This is a genomic window from Pseudorhizobium flavum (assembly GCF_044142885.1).
Taxonomy (GTDB): Bacteria; Pseudomonadota; Alphaproteobacteria; order Rhizobiales; family Rhizobiaceae; genus Neorhizobium; species Neorhizobium flavum.
In genome coordinates this window covers 166066-189963 of sequence record NZ_JBIOKZ010000002.1, presented here as the reverse complement: position 1 = coordinate 189963, position 23898 = coordinate 166066, and the positions used below count along the sequence as shown (strand labels likewise).

At 62.7% G+C, this 23898-nt stretch carries 27 protein-coding genes; 17 read left to right on the top strand and 10 right to left on the bottom strand.

Annotation, left to right across the window (positions count from 1 at the left end):
- The first annotated feature begins 207 nt into the window (after window positions 1-207).
- The 3 genes from ACEPP2_RS04445 to ACEPP2_RS04435 are packed head-to-tail and all read left to right on the top strand — an operon-like array spanning window position 208 to window position 2827.
- Window positions 208-723, top strand: a complete 516-nt coding sequence (locus tag ACEPP2_RS04445) for a MarR family winged helix-turn-helix transcriptional regulator (RefSeq protein ID WP_077546721.1) — start codon at window positions 208-210, stop codon at window positions 721-723.
- Entirely contained in the window at window positions 723-1418 is a 696-nt protein-coding gene (locus ACEPP2_RS04440; protein ID WP_395515903.1) for a response regulator, read from the top strand. Before ACEPP2_RS04445 ends, ACEPP2_RS04440 begins: the two co-directional genes overlap by 1 nt.
- A 32-nt stretch (window positions 1419-1450) precedes the next feature.
- Window positions 1451-2827 (top strand): ATP-binding protein, encoded by a 1377-nt coding sequence (locus ACEPP2_RS04435; RefSeq protein ID WP_395516164.1) that lies wholly within the window; start codon window positions 1451-1453, stop codon window positions 2825-2827.
- Between the two features lie 13 nt (window positions 2828-2840).
- Here the strand turns inward: ACEPP2_RS04435 and ACEPP2_RS04430 are convergent, their stop codons facing one another.
- The 4 genes from ACEPP2_RS04430 to ACEPP2_RS04415 form a co-directional block, all read right to left on the bottom strand.
- Window positions 2841-3182, bottom strand: coding sequence for a tRNA-binding protein (locus tag ACEPP2_RS04430; protein ID WP_052638878.1), 342 nt, complete (start codon window positions 3180-3182; stop codon window positions 2841-2843).
- Window positions 3183-3192: 10 nt separating this feature from the next.
- On the bottom strand, window positions 3193-4014 hold the full coding sequence (proC, locus tag ACEPP2_RS04425) for a pyrroline-5-carboxylate reductase (protein ID WP_395515902.1): 822 nt from the start codon (window positions 4012-4014) through the stop codon (window positions 3193-3195).
- Entirely contained in the window at window positions 4011-4511 is a 501-nt protein-coding gene (locus tag ACEPP2_RS04420; protein ID WP_052638880.1) for a type III secretion system chaperone family protein, read from the bottom strand. Before ACEPP2_RS04420 ends, proC begins: the two co-directional genes overlap by 4 nt.
- A gap of 394 nt (window positions 4512-4905) precedes the next feature.
- Entirely contained in the window at window positions 4906-5163 is a 258-nt protein-coding gene (locus ACEPP2_RS04415) for an accessory factor UbiK family protein (protein WP_052638881.1), read from the bottom strand.
- Window positions 5164-5349: 186 nt separating this feature from the next.
- Between ACEPP2_RS04415 and lgt the strand changes: the two genes are divergently transcribed.
- From lgt to ACEPP2_RS04375, 8 genes are all read left to right on the top strand, one after another.
- Window positions 5350-6156, top strand: a complete 807-nt coding sequence (lgt, locus tag ACEPP2_RS04410; protein WP_281976938.1) for a prolipoprotein diacylglyceryl transferase — start codon at window positions 5350-5352, stop codon at window positions 6154-6156.
- 18 nt (window positions 6157-6174) lie between these two features.
- Window positions 6175-7275 carry a class I SAM-dependent methyltransferase gene (locus ACEPP2_RS04405; protein WP_395515901.1) on the top strand — a complete coding sequence of 367 codons (1101 nt, stop codon included), beginning with the start codon at window positions 6175-6177 and terminating at the stop codon, window positions 7273-7275.
- Between the two features lie 117 nt (window positions 7276-7392).
- Window positions 7393-8187 carry a peptidoglycan editing factor PgeF gene (pgeF, locus tag ACEPP2_RS04400; RefSeq protein WP_142588040.1) on the top strand — a complete coding sequence of 265 codons (795 nt, stop codon included), beginning with the start codon at window positions 7393-7395 and terminating at the stop codon, window positions 8185-8187.
- Between the two features lies 1 nt (window position 8188).
- Window positions 8189-9340 (top strand): M24 family metallopeptidase, encoded by a 1152-nt coding sequence (locus ACEPP2_RS04395; RefSeq protein ID WP_152337713.1) that lies wholly within the window; start codon window positions 8189-8191, stop codon window positions 9338-9340.
- A 78-nt stretch (window positions 9341-9418) separates the two neighbouring features.
- Window positions 9419-10141, top strand: a complete 723-nt coding sequence (locus tag ACEPP2_RS04390) for a hypothetical protein (protein ID WP_142588042.1) — start codon at window positions 9419-9421, stop codon at window positions 10139-10141.
- Window positions 10142-10251: 110 nt separating this feature from the next.
- Window positions 10252-11184, top strand: coding sequence for a ribose-phosphate pyrophosphokinase (locus tag ACEPP2_RS04385; protein ID WP_395515900.1), 933 nt, complete (start codon window positions 10252-10254; stop codon window positions 11182-11184).
- A gap of 109 nt (window positions 11185-11293) precedes the next feature.
- Window positions 11294-13567: a methyl-accepting chemotaxis protein gene (locus tag ACEPP2_RS04380; protein ID WP_142588043.1), complete on the top strand. Its 2274-nt coding sequence runs from the start codon at window positions 11294-11296 to the stop codon at window positions 13565-13567.
- Between the two features lie 144 nt (window positions 13568-13711).
- Complete coding sequence (locus ACEPP2_RS04375) at window positions 13712-13963, top strand: hypothetical protein (RefSeq protein WP_077546732.1); 252 nt, start codon at window positions 13712-13714, stop codon at window positions 13961-13963.
- Between the two features lie 30 nt (window positions 13964-13993).
- Here ACEPP2_RS04375 and ACEPP2_RS04370 read toward each other — a convergent pair whose 3' ends face one another.
- A complete protein-coding gene (locus ACEPP2_RS04370) occupies window positions 13994-16048 on the bottom strand; it encodes a putative bifunctional diguanylate cyclase/phosphodiesterase (protein ID WP_077546906.1) in 2055 nt (684 codons plus the stop codon).
- 261 nt (window positions 16049-16309) lie between these two features.
- Between ACEPP2_RS04370 and ACEPP2_RS04365 the strand changes: the two genes are divergently transcribed.
- The 3 genes from ACEPP2_RS04365 to ACEPP2_RS04355 all read left to right on the top strand — a co-directional run bounded on the left by ACEPP2_RS04365 (window position 16310) and on the right by ACEPP2_RS04355 (window position 18789).
- Entirely contained in the window at window positions 16310-16924 is a 615-nt protein-coding gene (locus ACEPP2_RS04365; protein WP_052638889.1) for a 50S ribosomal protein L25/general stress protein Ctc, read from the top strand.
- Between the two features lie 172 nt (window positions 16925-17096).
- Entirely contained in the window at window positions 17097-17813 is a 717-nt protein-coding gene (pth, locus tag ACEPP2_RS04360) for an aminoacyl-tRNA hydrolase (protein WP_395515899.1), read from the top strand.
- Between the two features lie 52 nt (window positions 17814-17865).
- Window positions 17866-18789 (top strand): oxygenase MpaB family protein, encoded by a 924-nt coding sequence (locus tag ACEPP2_RS04355; protein ID WP_395515898.1) that lies wholly within the window; start codon window positions 17866-17868, stop codon window positions 18787-18789.
- On the opposite strand, the gene clpS is transcribed toward ACEPP2_RS04355, so the two are convergent.
- Entirely contained in the window at window positions 18790-19104 is a 315-nt protein-coding gene (clpS, locus tag ACEPP2_RS04350) for an ATP-dependent Clp protease adapter ClpS (RefSeq protein WP_152337718.1), read from the bottom strand.
- A 151-nt stretch (window positions 19105-19255) separates the two neighbouring features.
- On the opposite strand from clpS, the gene ychF reads away from it, so the two are divergent.
- Window positions 19256-20359: a redox-regulated ATPase YchF gene (gene ychF, locus ACEPP2_RS04345; protein ID WP_395515897.1), complete on the top strand. Its 1104-nt coding sequence runs from the start codon at window positions 19256-19258 to the stop codon at window positions 20357-20359.
- An 84-nt stretch (window positions 20360-20443) separates the two neighbouring features.
- Here the strand turns inward: ychF and ACEPP2_RS04340 are convergent, their stop codons facing one another.
- Entirely contained in the window at window positions 20444-20626 is a 183-nt protein-coding gene (locus ACEPP2_RS04340) for a YgaP family membrane protein (protein ID WP_395515896.1), read from the bottom strand.
- A 66-nt stretch (window positions 20627-20692) separates the two neighbouring features.
- Window positions 20693-21274, bottom strand: coding sequence for a Crp/Fnr family transcriptional regulator (locus ACEPP2_RS04335; protein WP_395515895.1), 582 nt, complete (start codon window positions 21272-21274; stop codon window positions 20693-20695).
- A gap of 153 nt (window positions 21275-21427) precedes the next feature.
- On the opposite strand from ACEPP2_RS04335, the gene ACEPP2_RS04330 reads away from it, so the two are divergent.
- Together ACEPP2_RS04330 and ACEPP2_RS04325 are read left to right on the top strand one after the other, a co-directional pair.
- Complete coding sequence (locus ACEPP2_RS04330) at window positions 21428-21898, top strand: MaoC family dehydratase (RefSeq protein WP_395515894.1); 471 nt, start codon at window positions 21428-21430, stop codon at window positions 21896-21898.
- Window positions 21895-22362 (top strand): MaoC family dehydratase, encoded by a 468-nt coding sequence (locus ACEPP2_RS04325; RefSeq protein WP_395515893.1) that lies wholly within the window; start codon window positions 21895-21897, stop codon window positions 22360-22362. Before ACEPP2_RS04330 ends, ACEPP2_RS04325 begins: the two co-directional genes overlap by 4 nt.
- 22 nt (window positions 22363-22384) lie before the next feature.
- Here the strand turns inward: ACEPP2_RS04325 and ACEPP2_RS04320 are convergent, their stop codons facing one another.
- Window positions 22385-22924, bottom strand: a complete 540-nt coding sequence (locus tag ACEPP2_RS04320; protein ID WP_395515892.1) for an adenine phosphoribosyltransferase — start codon at window positions 22922-22924, stop codon at window positions 22385-22387.
- Between the two features lie 119 nt (window positions 22925-23043).
- Window positions 23044-23895, bottom strand: coding sequence for a cytochrome c1 (locus ACEPP2_RS04315; RefSeq protein WP_395515891.1), 852 nt, complete (start codon window positions 23893-23895; stop codon window positions 23044-23046).
- Between the last annotated feature and the right edge of the window lie 3 nt (window positions 23896-23898).

Sequence of the window (23898 nt, the reverse complement as noted above, 5' to 3'; positions counted from 1 at the left end):
ATGGCGCCCGAGGCATCGCCTCGGCAGCGCCAGGTCGACCGCGGCGCCGCCATCGCCGCTGCGGACATCCCGGCGAACAGATCCGCGTCACACTCCCTGCTCTCACGATTGCGGTTGATTGTTCCACCCGTTCGCGCTTTATCGGGACAGGTTTGGCGAAGAAGAGCGTCCGGCGCATGGCTGCGGCAGACGCCGGGGAAGGACAGGGTGTCACGTGCACCGGCAGCAAAAGCAGTGAAGAAGGAACGGCCGGTACTACCGGCGGTGAACGAGGCCCAGATCGATTTCGAGACCATCGAACTTCTGTTCTTTGCCTATCGCGATTTCGTGTCCGATCCGGATGCGATCCTTGCCAGGATCGGCATGGGGCGTGCCCATCATCGGGTCGTCTATTTCGTCTCGCGCCATCCGGGCATGATGGTCACCGACCTTCTCGACATTCTGCAGATCACCAAGCAGAGCCTTGCACGCGTCCTCAAGCAGTTGATCGAGATGGGCTACATCCGCCAGATGGCAGGCGCAAAAGACCGTCGCCAGCGGCGGCTCTACCCAACGCTTGCCGGGCGCGAACTGGCGCTTGCCCTCTCCGAACCACAGTCGCGTCGCATCACCAATGCATTGAATTCCCTCTCTCCCGAGGGGCGCGATGCGGTGATAAGCTTCCTCGGCAAGATGCGCGGGCGGGACCCAAGCCTGCAGGTGATTGAAAGCGAGCTGGATTGATGACGGTACTTCTATCCGATGATGCCCCTCACCTCCTTGTCGTTGATGACGATACCCGCATCAGAGATCTGCTCAGCCGATACCTGAGCGAGCAAGGCTTTCGCGTCACCGTAGCGGGGGACGCCGCCGAGGCAAGACGCAAGCTGGACGGGTTGAAGTACGACCTCATCATCCTCGATGTCATGATGCCGGGCGAATCCGGACTGTCCCTGACGCAGTCGCTCTACCAGAACAGAACCACGCCGGTGATCCTGCTCACCGCCAAGGCCGAGGCGGAATCGCGGATCGCCGGACTGGAGGCCGGTGCCGACGATTATCTCTCCAAGCCCTTCGATCCCCGCGAACTCGTGCTGAGGATCAACAACATCATCAAGCGTAATGCCTCGCCCGATGCGCCGAAGATCGAACAGATCATGTTTGGCCCCTTCACGTTCTCGATTGTTCGCAAGGAACTCCGCAAGGCCTCCGAACATATCCGGCTCACCGATCGGGAACAGGAAATCATGCTCCTCTTCGCCCTGCGCGCAGGCGACACCATCCCCCGCCATGAATTGATCGGCGATGATGCGGACGTCGGTGAACGCACCATCGACGTGCAGATCAACCGCTTGCGCCGCAAGATCGAGGACGACCCCGCCAATCCCGTTTATCTCCAGACGGTCCGAGGCATCGGCTACCGCCTGAGCATCGATTGAGCAACCCGATGGCGGACGCACGCACGAGAGCCATCGCGGCGTTCGAGACCCTTCGAAGGGACTTCCGCGCCATCCAGATTCCGGGTTTGCGCCTGATCAAGCGCCGGTTGAAGCGGCTTTTGCCGACCCGGCTTTACACCCGCTCGGTGATGATCGTCATCATACCGATGCTGCTGCTGCAAAGCGTCGTCGCCGCCGTCTTCATGGAACGCCACTGGCGAATGGTGACGGAGCGTCTGTCGGAAGGGGTGACGCGCGATGTAGCGGCCTTGATCACCATGATAGAAACCGACCCGGAAGGCGTCGACCAGGGCTATATTTCCCGCATAGCAAACGAACTGAACCTGACTGTCGCGATCGAGCCCGGAGGCGAACTGCCGCCTCCCCGCCCCAAGCCCTTCTTCTCCATTCTCGACGGCATCCTGACGGACCAGATCAGCAATCGTATCCAGCGCCCCTTCTGGATCGACACGGTGGGCGACAGCAACCTTGTCGAAATACGCATCAAGCTCGAAGACGAAGTGCTCCGTGTCTTCACGCGCCGCAGTCAGACCTACGCCTCCAACACGCATATCTTCCTGGTCTGGATGGCCGGCACGGCGCTAGCCCTCATCGGCATTTCCGTTCTCTTCCTGCGCGGCCAGATCCGACCGATCCTGATGCTCGCCCAGGCGGCCGAGGCCTTCGGCAAGGGCCAGCGGATCGCCGATTTCACTCCGCGTGGCGCCGACGAAATCCGGCTCGCGGGGTCCGCCTTTATCCTCATGCGCGAACGCATCGAACGGCAGCTCGAGCAGCGGACGGCCATGCTGTCGGGCGTCAGTCACGACCTTCGAACCATACTGACCCGTTTCAAGCTGCAGCTGGCGCTTGCCGGCGACAGGGCAGAACTGAAAGGCATGGCGCAGGATGTCGATGACATGCAGAACATGCTCGAAGGGTATCTCGCCTTTGCCAAGGGTGAATCGGAGGAGGATGTCGGTCACCTGCGCCTCAGTGAGGTCCTGGAAAAGATCAAGGAGGCTTTCCGGCTCAAGGGCAAGAAGATGACCTACGAGATCGACGGAGACGACGACATCGCCGTGCGGCCGAACGCGTTCAGCCGCCTGGTCAACAACCTTGCCGCCAACAGCGAGCGCTATGGCGACGTGCTTCACGTAGAGGCTCGGCACACCGCCCGCTGGCTTACCCTGATTTTTGATGACGATGGGCCGGGAATTCCCGCGGCATCCCGCGAGGATGTTTTCAAGCCGTTCTTCCGGCTCGACGAGGCGCGCAACATCGACAAGTCCGGCACCGGTCTCGGCCTGTCAATCGTACGTGACATCGCCCACGCCCATGGCGGGAACGTCACTCTTTCGGACAGTCCGCAAGGTGGCCTGAGAGCAGTAGTCCGGGTGCCAGCCTGATAGCCTGAGGCGGTTACATCAACTTCCGACCGTTCGGCACCGGCCGCTCCACGGCCGCCAGCACGATAGCCCCCGCCTCGTCCTCGAAGCCCAGCGTCAGCACCTCGGAGCGAAAGGGGCCGATCTGTCGCGGCGGAAAGTTCACCACCGCGAGCACCTGGCGCCCGACCAGATCCTGCTCGTCATAGTGCACCGTGATCTGCGCCGAGGATTTCTTGACGCCGATCTCGGCGCCGAAGTCGATTTTCAGCTTCCAGGCCGGCTTGCGCGCCTCCGGGAACGGCGCAACCTCTATCACCGTCCCCACGCGGATATCGACCTTCTCGAAGTCGCCGTAGGAGATTTCGTCTGTCATCTGCCGGCCCTCAGCTGCCGAGTTCTTCCGCCCGCTGCCGTGCGGCTGCGATTGCCTTGTCGAACAGCGGCTGCATGCCCTCTTCCGCCATCAGCACCGCGAGCGCCGCAGCCGTGGTTCCCCCCGGAGACGTAACGTTCTCGCGAAGCCGCGAAGGAGTCTCGGGAGACCGGTGCAACAGTTCACCGGCTCCCGAGACTGTTTCCCGTGCGAGGCGCATGGCGAGGTCCGCCGGCAGGCCGGCCTTGCGGCCTGCCTCCGCCATGCACTCGACGAGATAGAAGACGTAGGCAGGTCCACTGCCGGACACGGCGGTGACGGCATCGATATCCTGCTCGCTCGCCACCCACTCCACAGGTCCGCTGACTCGGAGCAGTGCGTCCACCTGCGCCCGCTGCGTGCTGGTCACCCGACCGTTGGCATAGGCACCCGTCACCCCACGGCCAATCATGGCAGGGGTATTGGGCATGGCGCGCACCATCGCTCCCTGCCCTAGATGCCCCTCGATGGAGGCAAGCGTCTTCCCCGCGGCAATCGATACGACCACCGTGTCGGCGGAGACGATGGTCTTGAGGGATGGCAGCACCGCGTCCATGACCTGCGGCTTCACCGCAAGAAAGATGATCTCCGGCACGATGCCTTCCGGCGGTGCAACGGCATGTCGGGCACCGGCATCGGCAATCCGCTTCTGCATCTCCGGCGACGGCGAAGGGTCGATCACGATGATCGCGTTGCCAGGCACTCCGGCATCCACCCATCCGGCAAGCAGGGCACCGCCCATGTTGCCGGCACCGAGGAGAACGATCGAACCCGCGGAAGCCGCGCCGCTCATGCTTCCCCCACGGTCTCGAACAACACAACCTCCATCGCATTCTTGGCGTCCATTCCGGACCACACGACGAACTGGAAGGCCTGGAAGTAGCTCTCGCAGGCGTCGAGCGCACTGGATAACAAAACCTCCACCTGCTGGCTCGTGGGCTCGGCCCCGCCAGCGAGCAACAGCGATTGACGGAAGATGACCACATCCTCCTGTCGCCACAGGTCGAAATGCCCCATCAACACCTGCCCGTTGATGTGTGACAGCAGGCGGATCACCTCGTTGACTCTTGCGTCGGGGATCCTGATGTCGAAGGCGCAGGCGAGATGAAGAGCTTCGAACTCCTCCATCCAAGAAAAGGAGACATGATAATCTGCCCAGCGGCCCTCGACGGTCATGGCAATCTCGTCTTCGCCCGAGCGCTCGAACGCCCAGTCGTTCGACGCCGCGACGACCTCGATCATGTCGACGGGATTGGACTGGCGACCGAATTCAAATTCCATGAGGCTCATGCAGCACCTTTTCGACCGGAGTGAATCTGACGTTCGTGAAGGACGCGAGACGCAGGACACACCACCGGAAACAACAATTCTGATGATCGTCCGACACCGACAAGTATAGGGCCGCGAACCTGCCCGGAGCTTACGGGCCGTTTCGAATCATCATGTAAAATCAGTGTATATTTGCCGAGTCCGGCTGCCAGCCCCCGAGGGCGATTTTGACGTGGACGGAGTGCTGGAGCGGTTGCTGCACGGCTTCAGCCGGGAGTCATAAGCGACTCTGAGGATTGTCTTTTTTGGACCTGTCCACAGGACCGAAATTTTCTTCGTTTTTTAACGATCTAGCGGCCGCGGCGTGATCCCGCGACCGTGAGCCGTCGACGGTGCTTCTGTTGCGCGGAAGGCGTCACCCCTGCGTCGCGAGCTTTGCCTCGAGTGCCTCGATGCGCGCCTTCAGCGCCTCGTTCTCATCGCGCGCCCGTGCCGCCATTTCGCGCACGGCCTCGAACTCCTCGCGCTTGACCACATCCATGTTGTTGAGGAAGCGCTCCGCCTGGGCCTGGAAGGCCGTTTCCGCTTCTCGCCGCAGTCCCTGAGCCGCTCCGGCTGCGTCGGTCATCAACTTGGCGAAATCGTCTAGGATTCGGTTCGTGCCGTTGGACATGGTCATGAGCTCCCGTGGTTGCGGCCAGCGCCGTGCTGGTGAAGTAGGGTTTTGCGCCTTCTCTTGCAAGCCGATAGACAGCCCAGAGATTGGCCTTGACCGCTGTCGGGCCTGTCGCCATGTTCCGCCCCTGTCGCATCCGTGGGAAGGCACGCCTTGTTGGAAGTTCTGAATACGCTCGCCGTCATGCCGTTTCCGGAGATCGATCCTGTTGCGTTTGCGATCGGACCCGTCGCGGTTCACTGGTATGGGCTGGCCTATGTCGCCGGCATCCTCTGCGGCTGGCTCTATGCCCGGCGTCTGGCGGCGAATGATTCACTGTGGCCGCAGAACCGCTCTCCCCTGACCGCGGCGCATCTGGACGACTTCCTGCTCTGGGTTGCGGTCGGCATCGTTCTGGGCGGCCGCATCGGCTATGTGCTCTTCTACGATCTGGCCGCCGTCTCGCAGGATCCGATGCGAGCGATAGAGATCTGGAACGGCGGCATGTCCTTCCACGGCGGCTTTCTGGGCGCGACGCTGGTGATGATCCTCTTTGCCCGCCGCAACGGCATACCGGTCCTCAGCATGTTCGACACGATCGCCGCAGTCGTTCCCTTCGGCTTGTTTTTCGGGCGCATCGCCAACTTCATCAATGGCGAATTGTGGGGGCGGATCAGCGATGTCCCGTGGGCGGTCGTCTTCCCGACGGGCGGACCTTTCTCTCGTCATCCTAGCCAGTTGTACGAGGCGGGCCTTGAAGGCCTCCTCCTTCTGGCCGTCCTCGCCTTTCTTGTTCTGCGCTTGAAGGCGCTGAAATCGCCGGGCTTCGTGGCTGGCGCCTTTGTCTGTGGCTATGGCCTCTCCCGGATTTTCGTGGAATTCTTCCGCGAGCCGGACACCCAGCTCGGCTATCTTGCGTCTGGCTGGTTGACGATGGGGATGGTGCTGTCGCTGCCAATGGTCGCCCTGGGCGTCGGGCTGATGCTGCGGGCTCGAAAGAGCGCCGCCTGAACGGAGACTTTGGGTACCATGAGCACGCCGCTCGCCGCAAAGATCAAGAGGCTGATCCGGGCGACCGGCCCCATGAGTGTGAGCGATTACTTCGCCATGTGTCTCGCCGATCCGGAGCACGGCTACTACCGTACAAGGGAGCCATTTGGGACAGCGGGAGACTTCATAACTGCGCCCGAGATCAGCCAGCTCTTCGGGGAGATTCTCGGGATCTTCATGGTTCATGCCTGGCAGCAGCACGGTTCTCCGAACGACGTCCGGCTGGTGGAGATAGGCCCGGGCCGAGGCACCATGATGGCGGACATGCTCCGGGTCATCAGCCGTCTCGCGCCACGCCTGTCCGACGGGATGAGCATTCATCTGGTGGAAACGAGCGAGCGCCTGCGCGGCCTGCAGCGGATAACGCTGGAATCGCATTCCCGCCGGATCACCTGGCATGCTGGTCTCGAGGAGGTGCCGCCGGGCCCTGCTTTGATCGTGGCGAACGAGCTCTTCGACGCGATTCCTATCCGTCAGTTCGTCAAGACGCCGCAGGGGTTTCGCGAACGCGTCGTGACACTCGAAGACGACGATCGGTTGTCCTTCTCGCTTGGTGTCGCCGGACTTGATCCGGCGCTTCTCCCTTCGCCGGCCGAGTCTGTGCCGGATGGAACCATATTCGAGGTCGCCCCGGCCCGGCAGTCGGTGATGTCGACCTTGTGCGACCGGCTGAAGGCGATGGGCGGCACCGCGCTGATCATCGACTACGGCCACATGGTCACCGGCTTTGGCGACACGCTACAGGCCCTTCGCGGTCACGCTTATGATCCGCCACTGGCACATCCGGGTGAAGCCGATCTCACGAGCCACGTGGATTTCGAGGACCTGGCACGGATAGCACTTGGTTGTGGTGTCCACCTCAATGGCGGCATGAGGCAAGGAGACTTTCTTCGTGGCCTCGGGCTCTCCGAGCGGGCCGCAGCACTCGCCGGCGGCAAGAGCGCAGCCGATCAGAAGCTCATCGCCGCCGCCGTCGACAGGCTCGCTGGCGAGGGAGCGGGCAAGATGGGCGAGCTTTTCAAGGTGATTGCAGTATCCTCCCCGGCGCTTGATCTTGCACCGTTTCGTCCGGTGGCGTGACGAACATGGAGATTGACAGCCCAGCCACGGTCGCGCCAACATCGCCGCCGACGAAGCAGCACAACCTGTGCATCGGCCCCTGGCCTTACCCCTCCAGACATGAGAGACAGCCTGCCCATGACGGAAAAGTCTTCGCCGACGCCCATCGAAAGCCCGCTCCTCAAGGAAAACGGCGGCAGCCGCGTGCGCCATGGCTACTTCACTCGCCAGGGCGGCGTTTCCGAAGGAATCTATGCCGGGCTGAATGTAGGCGTGGGCTCGAACGACGAAACGCACAAGGTCAGGGAGAACCGCGACCGGGTGGCTGGCTGGTTCGGACTTCCACTTGACCGGCTTGCCACCGTGCATCAGGTCCACTCCCCGGACGTGGTGGTGGTAGACGCGCAATACGGAGGAGAGCGGCCGAAGGCGGACGCGCTGGTGACGGCAACCCCGGGCGTGATACTGGGCGTCTTGACGGCGGACTGCGGCCCTGTCCTGTTCTGCGACGGAGACAACGGCGTCATTGGAGCTGCCCATGCGGGCTGGAAGGGAGCATTGGGCGGCGTCTTGGAAAACACCGTCGAGGCGATGGTCAGCATTGGTGCCGATCGCGACGCAATCATTGCATGCCTCGGCCCCTCGATCGGGCCGGAGAGCTACGAAGTCGGACCCGAGTTCATCGAACGATTCCTTCAGTTCAATGATGGCTACGACGCATTCTTCACCCCGGCGCCGAAGCAGGGGCACGCATATTTCGACCTGCAGGCCCTGACCCTGCACCGGCTGAAAGCGGCTGGCATCCGTGCCACGCATCTGGGAATCGACACCTATGCCGACGAAACGAGGTTCTATTCCTATCGCCGCACCACGCACCGGGGCGAGCCGGATTACGGTCGCCAGATTTCCGCAATAGCGATGACGGAGAAGTAATATGGCGCTGCATTTCGAACGCGAGGAATATGCCGCCCGGCTCGAGCGCCTTGTCGAGAAGATGCGCGAGGAGAAGCTGGAAGCCCTGCTGCTCTTTGCCCAGGAAAGCATGTACTGGCTCACCGGCTACGACAGCTTCGGCTACTGCTTCTTCCAGACGCTCGTGGTCAAGGCGGACGGAACGATGACGCTCCTGACCCGCTCGGCCGACCTCCGGCAGGCCCGCCACACGTCGATCATCGAGAATGTGGTCGTCTGGGTCGACCGGGTGAACGCCGACCCGACGCTCGACCTGAAGAACCTCCTGAGCGACTTCGATCTGCTGGGCGCCCGCATCGGCATCGAGTTCGACACCCACGGCATGACGGGACGGGTGGCGCGCCTCCTGGACAATCAGCTGGCCTCGTTCGGCCAGATCATCGACGCGTCCTACCTGGTCAGCGGGCTTCGCCTCGTCAAAAGCCCCGCCGAAGTCGCCCATGTCAGGCGTGCGGCCGAACTGGCCGATGATGCATTGGATGCGGCTCTTCCCCTCATCAAGGCGGGAGGAAGCGAGGCCGATATCCTCGCTGCCATGCAGGGTGCCGTCTTCAGCGGCGGCGGCGACTACCCGGCGAACGAATTCATCATAGGTTCGGGGCCAGATGCGCTGCTCTGCCGCTACAAGGCCGGCCGGCGGACGCTTGAATCCAGCGACCAGCTCACGCTCGAATGGGCCGGCGTCAGTGCCCACTACCACGCCGCCATGATGCGCACCGTGGTGATTGGAGAGCCAAGCGCTCGTCACCGGGAGCTCTACAAGGCGTGCCACGAAGCGATCAAAGGGATCGAAGACGTGCTTCGCCCGGGCAATACGTTCGGGGACGTCTTCGATACCCACGCGGAGATATTCGACGAGCGCGGACTGACGCGCCATAGGCTCAACGCCTGCGGCTACTCTCTCGGCGCCCGCTTCTCCCCCTCATGGATGGAGCACCAGATGTTCCATGTCGGCAACCCGCAGGAAATCCTGCCGAACATGACGCTGTTCACGCACATGATCATCATGGATTCCGACACCGGCACGGCCATGACCCTCGGCCACACCTATCTCACCACGGAGGACGCTCCTGAACCACTGTCGCGCCACGGCCTCGACCTCATCCTGAGATGAGGCATCCACAGGCCGATTTGACAGGCCGGAAACCGAGCTTCTAAGTTCGGCGCGGGCGAACCGGGCGACGGAGGCGGCATGCGGTTGGTGATAGCAGGACTGGTCGTCGCATTGTCTTCGGCAATTTTGGCTGGATGCACGACCGACGCTCTGACGCCGCCCGCCGATGTTGGTGGAGGGCTGCGGCCGTCGACACCGGTGACGCAGGCCGAGGCCGACCGGCTTGCGCGGACGCCCGATCCGCAGGACTACCGCTCTGACACCTACGGCCAACAGCCCCGACAGTACCCGCCGCAAAACACGCTCGAGGCACAGGCTCAGGCTCTGCAATCGGGCGCTTCCTCAGCGGCTCGCTCGCAGCCCGTCCAACAGCCTCAGCAAGCAGAGCCAGCGGCGGCACCGGCACAGCCGGCCCCACAGGACGTGGCCACGCGAGGTTCGATCCGCTTCCTCCCCATCATCGGCGCGCCCCTGCAGGCGGTAACACCGCTTTCACGCCAGCTCGGGACACAGGCACGTGCGAGCGGGCTGACGATCCGAGCCTCAGGCGACAGCACGACGGATCACATCCTCAAGGGATATTTCTCCGCCTTCGCCGACGGCGAAGCCATTACCGTCGTCTATGTCTGGGACATCCTCGACAACAGTGGGGGCCGGTTGCACCGCGTACAGGGTCAGGAGCGGATCGCGGCCTCTCCGCGCGGCGATCCGTGGTCGGCCGTTCCCACTGCCACCATGGAGACGATCGCCACCAAGACGATCAACGAATATGTGGCCTGGAAGAGTGCACGTCCCGGCTGAGGGACGTCACGGTTTATTCACAAAATTAGGGGAGCCGGACCGAACGCTCTTGCATTCGGCTAGTGCAACGGTAAAAGGCGCCCATCCAGCGTCAGAACGGGCGGACCGAAATGAAGGTTTTCGCAGGCAATTCGAACCGGCAGCTTGCCGATGCGATCTGCAACTATCTCAATGTACCAGTCGGAAAAGCCAGCGTCAGACGCTTTGCAGACCAGGAAATCTTCGTAGAGATACAGGAAAACGTGCGAGGCGAGGATGTCTTCGTCATCCAGTCCACGTCGTTCCCTGCCAATGACCACCTGATGGAACTCCTGATCATGATCGACGCCTTCCGTCGGTCCTCTGCCAAGCGCATCACTGCGGTCCTCCCCTATTTCGGCTATGCCCGCCAGGACCGCAAGGCCGGCCCCCGCACGCCGATCTCCGCCAAGCTCGTCGCCAACCTGATCACCGAGGCGGGCGCCGACCGCGTCCTGACACTCGATCTTCATGCAGGCCAGATCCAGGGCTTCTTCGACATCCCGACCGACAATCTCTTCGCCGTGCCGATCCTCGCCCGCGACGTGAAGGACAACTACGACGTCAGGAACGTCATGGTCGTTTCACCCGATGTCGGCGGCGTCGTGCGCGCCCGCTCGCTCGCCAAGCGGATCGATTGTCCGCTTGCCATCGTCGACAAGCGCCGCGAACGTGCCGGTGAGTCCGAGGTGATGAACGTGATCGGTGAAGTCGCTGGCAAGGACTGCCTGCTGGTCGACGACATCGTCGATTCCGGCGGAACGCTCTGCAATGCAGCGGAAGCCCTCCTGGATAAGGGCGCAACCAGCGTTACCGCATATATCACCCACGGCGTCCTGTCGGGCGGCGCCGTCGCCCGCATCACCTCGTCCAAGCTGCGCGAACTCGTGATCACCGACTCGATCCAGCCGACCACGGCCGTGCAGTCGGCCCACAATATCCGCGTCGTCACCACCGCAAACCTGCTCGGCGAAGCCATCAATCGGACGGCTTCAGAGGAATCGGTCTCCAGCCTCTTCGACTGACGGGCGGTTCGGGACGGCAGTATACGAGAGTCGGTCATTAACGCAGCCGCAATGAATTACTGACAAAGCTTCCGCACCATTTTTACGTGTGTGGGGGATTTTTATCGTCATGTCGCAGCCATTGAAGCGTGTCGGCGCCGGAAAATCTTGGTCGCTGAAGGCCAAGTTCGCCGGGCTCGTCGTTGGTGCAACCTTCGTATCCTGCCTTTCCGTCGGCCTGCTGAGCTATCAGATCGGCAAGAGCGGGCTCATCGAAGCCAGCCAGCTTCGGCTTGAGTCGATCGCCGCCAACCAGTCCGACGATCTCTCGACATACCAGGCCAGGATCCAACAGGCGCTGAGCGAACTCGGTCAGAACAGCGCGATCGGTCAGGCGGTCGATACGATGTCCAACATCATCCCCGCCGAGGGAGACCAGATTCGGGCCGCCTACCAGAAGTCGGACCTCACCCCCATGCAGCGCTCCGAATTGAGCGACGCCGGGCTGAAGCTCCTGTACGCGATCCAGCACGCGACCATCCACGGCACGATCGTGAGCGCCTGGAAGAACGCCGGCGTCAGTGAAATCTATATCGTCGATACGAAGGGCCAGGTGATCTACTCCGTCACCAAGGGCCCGGAGCTCCTCGAACAGGCCTCGGCGATCTCCGGCATCAACGAGATCCTCGGCCGGATCAACGGCGGCTCTTCCGACCAGATCCACACCTCGACCTTCGCTCCATTCGATGCCGATGGCGGCAAGCCTTCTGCATTGATCGGCAAGCAACTGGCCGTCTCCTCCTGGGGGGACACAGTCGTCAAGGGTGCGGTCATCTTCCGGGTGTCGGCAGAGCGACTGGTCAACGCCGTCACCCCCAAGGAGTACGGCACGTCGATCGACGAAGCGCTGCTGCTCGACAGCAAGGGTGCTTTCCGCACCGGCTCCTTCGTCGACGGACAATCCCACGACGTCCCGGCCGATCTTGCCGAAGCGGCCACAGGGCAGACCACCGGCTCGGCCTTCGCAACCGTGGCCGACAAGCCGCTGTTCTTCGCCTATCAGCCGGTTTCCCTCTTCGGCGAGAAGCACCTTCTGGCTGTGGGTCAGAACGAAGCGCAGGTATTGGCGTCAGCCCGCGAACTCGCCTATTGGGCGATCCTCGCCACGCTTGCCGTGTTGGTCGTGATGGGCCTCGCCGGCACGTACATCGCTGCCCGCCTCACGCGTCCGCTGACGGAACTCGCCAGGCTGATGAACCGTCTCAATGACGGCGACAAATCGATCGTCGTCGAGCATACCGGGCGCGGCGACGAGGTCGGCACCATGGCTCGGGCGCTCGAATCCTTCCGCCAGGGCGCCCTGGACAAGGAACGCATGGAGGAAGAGGCTCACCGCAAGAGCGAGGAGATCGACGAGGAGCGGCAGCAGCGGGAGGCCGAGAAGGCCGCCAGCGCCCGTGAGATCGAAGAAGCCGTCTCGGCGCTCGCAACCGGTCTCGCCGCCCTCTCCCGCGGCAAGCTCGACCAGCGCATCACCAAGGCTTTCGCCCCGTCGCTCGATCACCTGCGCCACGACTTCAACAACTCGCTGGCCGGCCTCGAAGAGACGATCTCCGCGATCGGCAGCAGCGTCACCACCATCCGGGCAGGTTCGAGCGAACTGAAGATGGCCTCAGATGATCTGTCGCGGCGCACCGAACGTCAGGCTGCGGCACTGGAAGAGGCTGCCGCGGCTCTCGGCGAAATGACTGGAGCCGTCAACGGCGCCCTGAACCGTTGCGAGACGGCGGTGGACGTCGCGGCCGACACGTTGAAGGGCGCACACACCTCCACAGCCGTGGTGCGCGATGCGATCGGAGCGATGGAGCGGATCGAAAGCTCCTCCTCCAAGATCCGTCAGATCATCGACGTCATCGACCAGATCGCCTTCCAGACCAACCTGCTGGCCCTCAATGCCGGCGTCGAGGCGGCACGTGCCGGTGAAGCCGGCAAGGGCTTTGCCGTCGTCGCCCAGGAAGTCCGGGAACTCGCCCAGAAGTCGGCGACCGCGGCGCGCGACATCGGCGCCCTGATCACGGCATCGGCCTCAGATGTCGAGAACGGCGTGGCGCTCGTCCTCAAGACCGGAGAAAGCCTGGAACACATCCAGGGCAACATCCAGTCGATCAACGAGCATATCGGCGCGATCGTCGGCTCGTCGCGTGAACAGTCGGCGCGCCTGACAGAGATCAATTCCGCCGTCAGCGGTCTCGACCAAGTGACGCAGCAGAATGCCGCCATGGTCGAGGAGACCTCAGCGTCGGCCCATTCCCTGGCCAACGAGGCGGAAGTGTTGAACGAGCAGATCAGCCACTTCTCCATCGGCAATGCCGGCGCAGTTCAGGGCGATCGTCGCGCTGCCTGACCCCGCCCCGTCTCGACATTCAAAGCGCCGGCTCCACCAGGAGCCGGCGCTTTTCTTTTGTGGGCTTGGCAGTGGTCCCGTTTGCATCCCGCCCCAAAGGCTCTAGGTGTACCCGCCGAAGACGGAAACACCCCAGGAGCAATCATGGCTGCGCGCGATCGCTATTCAAGGAAGCTGGAATGTTCGCAATGCGGCCACTCGGGTTTTGCCGAAGTGTCTGAAAGCGAGGAGAGACGCGGGGGAAACAGGGACTTCCGGATCGACGAGATGCCGGCGGGGTTCCTGGCGGAGTTCCCGTCCCAGGATCCCCGCAAATACATGGTCCGCTGCCAGTGCGGCCACAAGTTCCGGTTTGAGCAGAAGACGGCCTATCCGCCGGGGGGCGAGCCGCGCTAGCGGAGCCGGAACGATACTGAAGGCCCGGCTCTAGGCGACCTTCGCCTGATCAGGCCGGCGATCGACGACCGCATTTACGATTGCCTCGATCTCTGTGCGCGGCACAGGCTTGCCATAGAAATAGCCCTGCACCTGCACGCAGCCCTCATCCCGCAGGAAGTTGACATGCTCATCCGTCTCGACCCCTTCGGCAAGGACTGGGATTTCCAGACTCGAGGCGAGAATGAGCGTCGACCGCACGATAGCAGCAGATTGCGCGCTGGTGGCGACGCCATCGACGAACTGGCGGTCGATCTTGATCTTGTCGAAGGGAAAGGCGAGCAGCATGGAGAGCGAGGAATAGCCCGTTCCGTAATCGTCCATCGCGATCTTAGCGCCGAGGCTCTTGAGGTGGCGTATGGTCTGCAGAGCCCGTTGATGATCGGCGATGATGCCGGTCTCGGTAATTTCCAGCTCCAGACGCGCCGGATTGAGGCCGGTTTCCTGCAGAATGTCCTGGACGACACCGGGAAAGCGCGGATCGGCAAGCTGCTGTGTCGCGACATTGACGGCGATCGATAGCGGATTGCGCCAGCTTGCTGCCTCTCGGCAGGCTTCGCGAAGTACCCACTCGCCGAGTTCCACGATGAAGCCGCTGCGCTCGGCGATCGGTATGAACTCGGACGGCGGCACGTTTCCGCGATAAGGATGGTTCCAGCGCAGCAGCGCTTCGAAGCCGACGACAGCGCCGGTGAATGTGTCGTTCTGGCGCTGGTAGTTGAGCTGGAACTCTCCCCTTAGCAAGCCCGAACGCATGTCCATCGCCAACACGTTCCGCTCCCGCACAGCCCGATCCATGGAGGCATCATAGAAACAGACGGCGTTAGAGCCTGTCTCCTTGGCGCGGTACATGGCGACGTCCGCCTGTGCGAGGAGGTCCTCGACCTCCACATCGTCGTCCAGAATGGCAACACCCACACTGGTGCCGACATTCAGGCTATTGCCGTTCCATTCGATGGGCTTGACGATCTCCGCGATCATCCGCGCCGCCAGCCGCGAGGCATCCGCGCGTCCGTAATAACGGCGCGTCATGGCGATGAATTCGTCGCCGCCGATCCGCGCGACGAACTCGCCATCGCTGATGACGCTTGCCAGGCGGTCGCCGATGGTGCGAAGCACCGCGTCTCCGGCCAAATGCCCATGCACATCGTTCACTTCCTTGAAGCGGTCGAGATCGAAGGAGAGGATCGCGACCCTGGCTCCCAATCCCACTGCGTGGACGGAAGCCTCCGAGAGCTCTTCCTGGAAGGCCGAGCGGTTCGGCAGGCCCGTGAGCGGGTCCTGGAGGGAAAGCTGCCGGTATCGCTCGACGGCCTCGCGCATCGTGCTGGCATCGATGAGGTAGCTTGCCGCCGCGAGCGCCAGCAGCACCATCATCAGGCCGAGCACACCGAGACCGAGCACCGCGGACGAGATCACCGATTGCGGGACCTCCAGCGTGGTGTCCGGCACCAGGTCAATGGCAGCCATGCCGATGAAATGCACGGATGCGATCGCCACGATCAATGCGGCGACCGCCCCATAGCGGCAGAAACGGGTGACCGGACGAGCCGCCCGGTTCATCGCAACGGCAGAGAAGAAGGCACCGGCCAGAAGCGACATCGCGACATAGTCGAGACGCCAGACGATCTCCCCCTGCACCTCATAGGCTGACATGCCAAGATAGTGCATGGCGCCGAGCCCGAGGCCCAGCACCACACCTCCCGCCTCCAGCAGCATGCTCCGGCCGCCATAGGCCGAGATGGCGAGGCCCGCCGTGACACCTCCGATCGACACGGCAAGTGATGCGAGCGTCCCGCCCGGCTCGTAACCTGCGATACCGCCTGTCGTGTATCCGAGCATGGCGAGGAAGTGCGTCGCCCAGGTCGTCGATCCGCCGATGAACCCGGCGAGGAACAGCCATATTCCCTTCTCCAGACCCCGGCGCCGCGTGACCCGCGAAAACAGCCGGATCGTCAGCGTCGCGCCCATTGCGAGAACAAGAACGGCCGCGGCGACGTAGCGGAGATCGTGTTCGATGAAAAGGCAGGAGAAAATGCGGGACATGATGAGCCGATCCATGAGAATATGACGGCGTTCTAACATCCATGTGTGTTCTATCCGTTCGCTGACATGGTAAAGACTTGACGAATGTCAGGTCCTCCGGCGTCGGCTTGCCATCCGGCAACCTTTGTATTATAGCCCGCCGGTCCGCGTAGACACCCTTGGAGGCAACGCGGATGGAGAGCATCGCGAGGTGTCCTCCCAGTCTCCTCCGTGCACCGGTTGCACGGTCAGACTCTCCAAACAACCTCGAAAGGACATGCCATGAGCCAGGAAACTTACGAGCTCAAGGCCGAGGCGCGCGAACGGGTCGGTAAGGGGTCCGCCCGTGAACTTCGCCGCAACGGTTTCATCCCTGCCGTCATCTATGGTGACAAGCAGCCCCCCATTTCCATCGCACTTTCGACCAACGAAGTGACGAAGCGCATCCATGCCGGTGGTTTCATGACCACCATCGCGACCATCGATGTCGACGGCAAGAAGTACCAGGTTCTGCCGAAGGACTACCAGCTGGATCCGGTGCGCGACTTCACCATGCATGTCGATTTCCTGCGCGTCTCGAAGGACACCGCCGTTACCGTTGACGTGCCGGTCCACTTCATCAACGACCAGAAGTCCGGCGTTAAGATCGGCGGCGTCCTGAACATCGTCCGCCATACGGTTGAATTCAACTGCCCGGCCGACGCCATTCCGGACTCCATCACCGTGGACCTGACCGGCTTCAAGATCGGCGACAGCATCCACATCTCGCACGTTACCCTGCCGAAGGGCGTGAAGCCGGTCATCACCGACCGCGACTTCACCATCGCGACCATCGTCGCCCCGGCGGCCGGCGTCGAGGAAGAAGAGCAGCCGGCTGAGGGCGAAGCTTCCGAGTAAGCTTCTGCATTTGCCGAACGAAACCCGCCCTCGTGGCGGGTTTTTTGTTTTCGGACCCTAGAGGCGATCTGCCGGCCGAAAGGCGGAGCGCGCTGGCGGCGAGGAAACCGGTTGACTTCCGCGGGCGTTCAAGGTGGAGAAGGCGATACCGCTGAACACGAGTTTCTTGCATATGAAGATCATCGCTGGCCTGGGAAATCCTGGCCCCAAATACTCCGGAAACCGCCACAATATCGGTTTCATGGCCGCCGACGCGCTTCAGCGCCTGCCGGGGTTCGCGCCATGGTCGAAGAAGTTCAAGGCCGAGATCTCGGAAGGCGAACTTGCCGGCGAGAAGGTCCTGCTGATGAAGCCGCAGACCTACATGAACCTCTCCGGCGAAGCGGTCGGCGAAGCCATGCGCTTCTACAAGCTCGCCCCGGCCGACATTCTCGCCATCTATGACGAACTCGACCTTGCTCCGGGTAAGGTGCGCCTCAAGACCGGCGGCGGACATGGCGGACACAACGGCGTCAAGTCTCTCGACGCCCATTGCGGCAAGGAATACCGCCGGCTGCGCCTCGGGATCGGCCATCCGGGCTCCAAGGAGCTCGTACACAATCATGTCCTGGGTGACTTCGCCAAGTCGGATCGCACGTGGCTCAAACCACTTCTGGATGCCATCGCCGACAACGCGGCGATGCTGGTGAAGGGCGAGGACTCGCAGTTCCTGAACAAGCTGGCCCTGGCGGTCGGCGACAAGCCCGCCGCTCAAGCCGCGGCACCCGACCCGAAAAAGCCGGCAATGCAGTCGCACATCCGCCAGGCACGGAACCAGAAGCCCGCCGCGCCGGCGACGGGACCGATGGCCGACATGTTGAAGAAGCTGTTCGGGGGCAAGGTCGACTAATCCGGAACCATCGGCACTGGGCCGTCTTTCCTTACCCGAAAGGAGACTCCCTATGCTCGATCTTGCGGTCCTCCCGCTTCCTGCGCCGGTGCATGACAAGCTGGACAGTGTCCTTCGAGGCTTCTTGACGGAATCGGGGCCCCGCTTCGACTTCTCCAGCCCTTCTGGCGAGCAGGCGCTCGTAGGTCCCGATTCCGTTTCCTGGCGCATCTTCAAGAATCAGGTAGCGCTCTTCATCGGTGGTGTGGCCGCCGTTCTGCTCGAACTGGGCGAGCCGAACGTGCGGGACGGTGTCTGGCATCACACGAGTTTCCGCACCGAACCGCTGAAGCGCCTGCAGCGCACCGGCCTGGCCGCCATGGTGACCGTCTACGGCGCGCATAGCCGCGCCGAGGCGATGATTGCAGGCGTGGTCCGCGCCCACGACCGTATCACCGGCGTCACGTCCGAGGGTGAGCCCTATCACGCCAACGACCCCGCGCTGCTGGACTGGGTCCAGGCGACGGCGGGCTTCGGCTTTATGGAGGCCTATCACCGCTATGTCCGTCCCCTGTCGCAGGCGGAACGGGAGGCGCTGTTCCGGGAAGCCGCCCCGGCCGCCCGGCTCTACGGCGCCGTCGGCGCCCCGGCCTCCGAGGCGGATTGGGCCCGGATGCTGGAGGGCATGCGCGATCGCTTGACCCCCTCCCCTATCGTCTCCGAGTTCCTCGACATCATGCAGCGCGTGGACGCCCTGCCGCGGATCGCCAATCCGATGCAGGTGGCGCTTGTCAAGGCGGCAGTTGCAATCCTTCCGCCCTGGGTCAGGACACGGCTCGGCATCGGCGAGGAGTACCACCTGTCGCGTCGCGAGCGGATTGCAGTCGGCCTTGCGGCCAAGGCCGCCGACCGGCTTCTCCTGAAGTCGTCACCGCCCGTCCAGGCCTGCCGCCGCCTTGGTTTGCCGGATGATTACCTCTACCGCCCGGCGCACTAATCACTCCTCCGGCTCGGTGGTGAACATCAGCGGGTAGCCAGCTTCCTTCGCAAGATCGATGGCTTCCTTCGCCTTCGTCTCTGCAATATCCCTGGCGCAGACGACCACCACGGCGGTGCCCATTCGATGGGCGGTCAGCATGACGCGGTAGCTCGTCTCCTCGGGCATGCGAAAGACAGCCTTCAGAACCATCACCACGAATTCTCGCGGCGTATAGTCGTCATTGACCAGAATGACCTTGTAGAGCTTCGGCCGCTCGAGCTTCGGTTTGGTCTTTGTCCTGGGCAGGAGGATCGTGTCGTCCTTCGTCGGCATGTTGACCTCGCCGTGACATCGAATGAACGGCGGAAAGTATGGCACCGGCCCGGGCCGCATTCAACAGCAACCGGGATCGACCCTTGACCCCTCGGGCCGTTTATCCCATAGCCAAGCCAACGATCGTTTCCAGCAACAGGTATCTCTACCGATGGGTTTCAAGTGCGGCATCGTGGGCCTGCCGAATGTCGGCAAGTCGACACTTTTCAATGCTCTGACGAAGACGGCTGCAGCGCAGGCCGCCAATTATCCCTTCTGCACCATCGAGCCGAATACCGGCGAAGTGGCCGTTCCGGATCCGCGCATGCAGAAGCTCGCTCAAATCGCCGGCTCCAAGGAGATCATACCGACCCGCATCTCCTTCGTCGACATCGCCGGCCTTGTCCGCGGCGCATCGAAGGGCGAAGGCCTCGGCAACAAGTTCCTCGCCAATATCCGCGAGGTCGACGCGATCGTTCATGTCCTGCGCTGCTTCGAGGATACCGACATCACCCATGTGGAGGGCCGCATCGATCCGGTCGGTGATGCCGAGACCATCGAGACCGAGCTGATGCTCGCCGATCTCGAAAGCCTGGAGCGCCGGGTCGAGCAGACCCGCAAGCGGGCGACTGGCAAGGACAAGGAATCCCTTGCCCAGCTTCCTGTCATGGAAGCGGTCATCAAGCTGCTGCAGGACGGCAAGCCGGCGCGCCTGCTCCTGAAGACCATGAGCCCCGAGGAGATCGACATCCTCAAGGGCCTGAACCTCCTCACCTCCCATCCGGTGCTCTACGTCTGCAATGTCGCGGAAGCCGATGCTGTGACCGGCAATGCGCACACGGAAGCGGTCGCCAGGATGGCCGCCGAACAGGGCGCCGAATGCGTCATCATCTCCGCCGCGATCGAGGCTGAAGTGGCGCAGTTGCCGGAAGACGAGGCGACGGAGTTCCTGTCGGCTCTCGGCCTCGAGGAGGCTGGCCTGGATCGCCTTATTCGTGCCGGTTACAACCTCCTCGACCTGATCACCTATTTCACCGTCGGCCCCAAGGAGACCCGTGCCTGGACGATCGTGCGCGGCACGAAGGCCCCGCAGGCGGCGGGCGTCATCCACACGGATTTCGAGCGCGGCTTTATTCGCGCTTTCACCATCGGCTATGACGACTATATCGCCTACAAGGGCGAAGTCGGTGCGAAGGAAGCCGGCAAGGGCCGCGACGAAGGCAAGGAGTACGTCGTCCACGACGGCGACGTCATCCACTTCCGCTTCAACACCTAGATGAATTGACAGGCGCCGGGAGAGGATCGGCGCCTGTTCCCCGATCTCCGCGTGCGGTCAGCGCACCTTCTTCATCGGGCAACTTTAAATCCCGAAAAGCGAATAGAGCGGACATGTTGCCAATAACCCGGTTGCCAGCGGCACGATGCCGATCAGCGCGAAATAGCGCCACGGCGACTCCGGATAGATGAAGAACAGCGACAACAGCAGGATTCCGGCAACGACGCGGATGATACGGTCCGCGGACCCGACATTCTTGGCGAACATGGCGCTTCCTTTCCTCGCTCAATCCTGGAAGTCTAGTCGAGGCCACGGGCCGCGTCGGTGACTAAGTCACAGAGCAGGTTCCGTATCCCCTGCGAGCCGCTGCAGGCCCGCTCTGTTCCTGATGCGAATCCGGCCGCGTTCGCTTTCCACGAGCCCCTTCGACGAGAGAGCCTCCAGACGGCGCGACACCACTTCGCGGGCCGAGCCGATCAGGACGGCCAGTTCCTGATGGGTCGCTGCAATCTCGTCATCACGTCCCCCACGTTCAAGCAGCGTACGTGCAAGTCTCTGGCCGACCGACACGAAGGCAACCTGCTCCAGGAGAGACATCAGGTCCGAAAGCCGGGAGGCGAAGGCCCCGAAGACGAAGTTGCGGAAGGCAGGCGAACTTGACACCAGAGCCTCGAACTGCGCGCGCGGGATCATCACCGCCGAGACGTCTGTCTCTGCGATAGCCTCGCCGGTATAGTGAGCCTGCCCCAGAACGCCGAGGGTGGTTTGCACGCAGGTCTGCCCGGGCGCCACGGAATAGAGAAGCATCTCGCGACCGTTGCGGCCGGTGAGATAGACGCCGATCCGTCCGGAGATGAGGACGACGAACGTCTGCGCCTCGTCACCCGGGCGAAACAGTACGGTTCCTCGCGGCACATGTGCCAGGCGCAGAGGCTCGAGCCCGCGCGTGCCGGCGCTTCCAGTGCTCTGAGGAAATCCGCCTGATCCAGCCAGTTAGACATGGACGCTCCTTGAATTTGCACCCCTGCCCCGCCATTGTGCCACGCGGAATCGGCAAGAGGAATCCGAATGGCGGAACCGGACTACCATTTTGAAGACTTCACGCCTGGACGCGTCTTTCCGCTGCCCGAGCGGCAGGTCAGCGCAGAGGAGATCGTCGAATTTGCTGCCGAATTCGACCCGCAGCCCATGCACCTCGACGAGGCGGCGGGCAAGGCAAGCATCCTCGGAGGCCTTTCCGCTTCCGGCTGGCACACGGGCAGTATGTTCATGCGCATGATGTATGACGGATGGCTGTCGCAATCGTCTTCGGAAGGATCGCCCGGCATCGATTTTATGGAATGGAAGAGGCCGGTTCTCGCCGGCGATACGCTTTCCGGGCGCTCGACGGTCGTGTCGGCCCGCGAACTCCGCTCGCGCCCCGGCATCGGCATGGTGACCTTCCTCCATGAGGTGGAGAACCAGCGGGGCGAACTCGTGATGAAGGGGGAGAACCCGATCATGATGCGATTGCGCACTCCCGTCGGAGAACCGCAATGAGACTGATCGAGCTTTCTCCACCGGGCAGGAAGGTGATTACCGGCACCATGCTGTTCACTTCCGAGGACATCATCCGCTTCGCGCGAAAATATGATCCGCAACCGTTCCATACTGATCCGGAAGCGGCCAAAGGCTCCGTCTTCGGCGGCCTCTGTGCATCCGGTTGGCACACCTGCGCCGGCTGGATGAAGACCTATATCGCCTACTGGGATGCGGAAGTGGCAAGGCTCGAAGCCGAAGGGCTGGTCGCGCCGAAGCTTGGTCCTTCCGCAGGCTTCAAGAAACTCCAGTGGCTGAAGCCCGTCTATGCCGGCGACAGCATCACCTATTCGGTGGAAGTCGTAGACAGCCGCCCCCTGGCATCACGTCCCGGCACATGGCTCAACCTGACCGCCAATGACGGGGTGAACCAGCATGGCGAGGTCGTCATGCGCTACGACGGAACCGTGCTCGAGTTCGAATAGGCGCCCGCAGTTCCGACAGACGTCAGTGTCCCTCGAACTCCATCAGCGTCCGCACCTCGACCCCGAGCCCCTCGAGCTTGCGGCGCCCGCCCAGTTCCGGCAGGTCAATGACGAAGCACGCCGAGACGATCTCAGCGCCCTGCTGGCGCAATAGCTTGACAGCGCCTTCCGCAGTGCCACCGGTGGCAATCAGGTCGTCGGTTAGGATGACCTTTTCGCCGGGCTTAACGGCATCCACATGCATCTCCATCTCGTCGACGCCATATTCGAGGCTGTAGGCGATCCGTACGGTCTCGTGCGGCAGCTTGCCCTTCTTGCGGATCGGCACGAACCCTGCCGAGAGCTGGTGCGCCAACGCCCCTCCGAGGATGAAGCCGCGCGCCTCGATGCCGGCGATCTTGTCGACCCCCAAACCCGTATATGGCCGTACAAGCTCGTCCACCGCCTGGCGGAAGGCCACCGCGTCGCCGAGCAGGGTCGTGATGTCACGGAAGATGATCCCGGGCTTCGGGTAGTCCACGATCGAGCGGACGGAGGCAGCGAGGTCGATGGGCTGGGTCATGGGAAGTCCGAATTGCTGGAAGGGAAGGAACGGGCGGAGGAAACCTAGCGGTTTATCCGCGGTCCCCCAACAAAAAAGGCGACCCGGAGGTCGCCTTATTGTTGTAGCGAGGGTTGTCCTCAGTGTTCCTTGCTGGCGTAGACAGACTTCTTCGTCAGGTAGATGAGCCCGGTGAAGATCAGCAGGAAGACCATGACCATGAAGCCGGTGCGCTTGCGATCCTCCAGATGCGGCTCTGCAGCCCACATCAGGAACGCGGACACGTCCTTGGAGTACTGGTCGAGCGTTTCAGGAGCACCATCGTCATAGGTGACCTGGCCATCCGAGATCGGCGGGGCCATGGCAAGCGATGCCGAGGCGATGAAATACGGGTTGTAGTAGGTCCCTTCCGGAACCTCGACGCCTTCCGGCGGCTCCTGGTAACCCGTCAGGAGCGAATAGATGTAATCCGGGCCACCTTCCTGGTACTGCGTGAAGATGTCGAACACGAACTGAGGGAAGCCGCGGGTCACGCCGCGCGCCTTGGCGATCAGAGAGAAGTCCGGAGGGGCCGCACCATTGTTGGAAGCGGCGGCAGCCTGTGCGTTCGGGAACGGCGGCGGGAAGTAGTCGGACGGAACCGCAGCCCGGTCGAACATGTCGCCATCGTCGTTGGGACCGTCGGTCACCTGGTAGTTGGCGGCGAACGCCTTCACCTGCTCTTCGGAATAGCCGAGGTCCTGGAGCGTTCGGAACGATACCAGTGTCATGGAGTGACAGGCTGCACAGACTTCGGTGTAGACCTTCAGTCCCCGCTGCAGCTGGCCCTTGTCGTAGTGACCGAACGGGCCGGCAAAGCTCCAGTTCACTTCCCGAGGCTTGTTGATCGGGTAGTGCGGTGTTTCTCCCTCTTCGGCCGCCGATGCTGCGGCGGTGAAGCCCAGACCTGCCACGACGGCCAGCGAAAGGATGCTTGTAACAAGCTTTTTCATAAC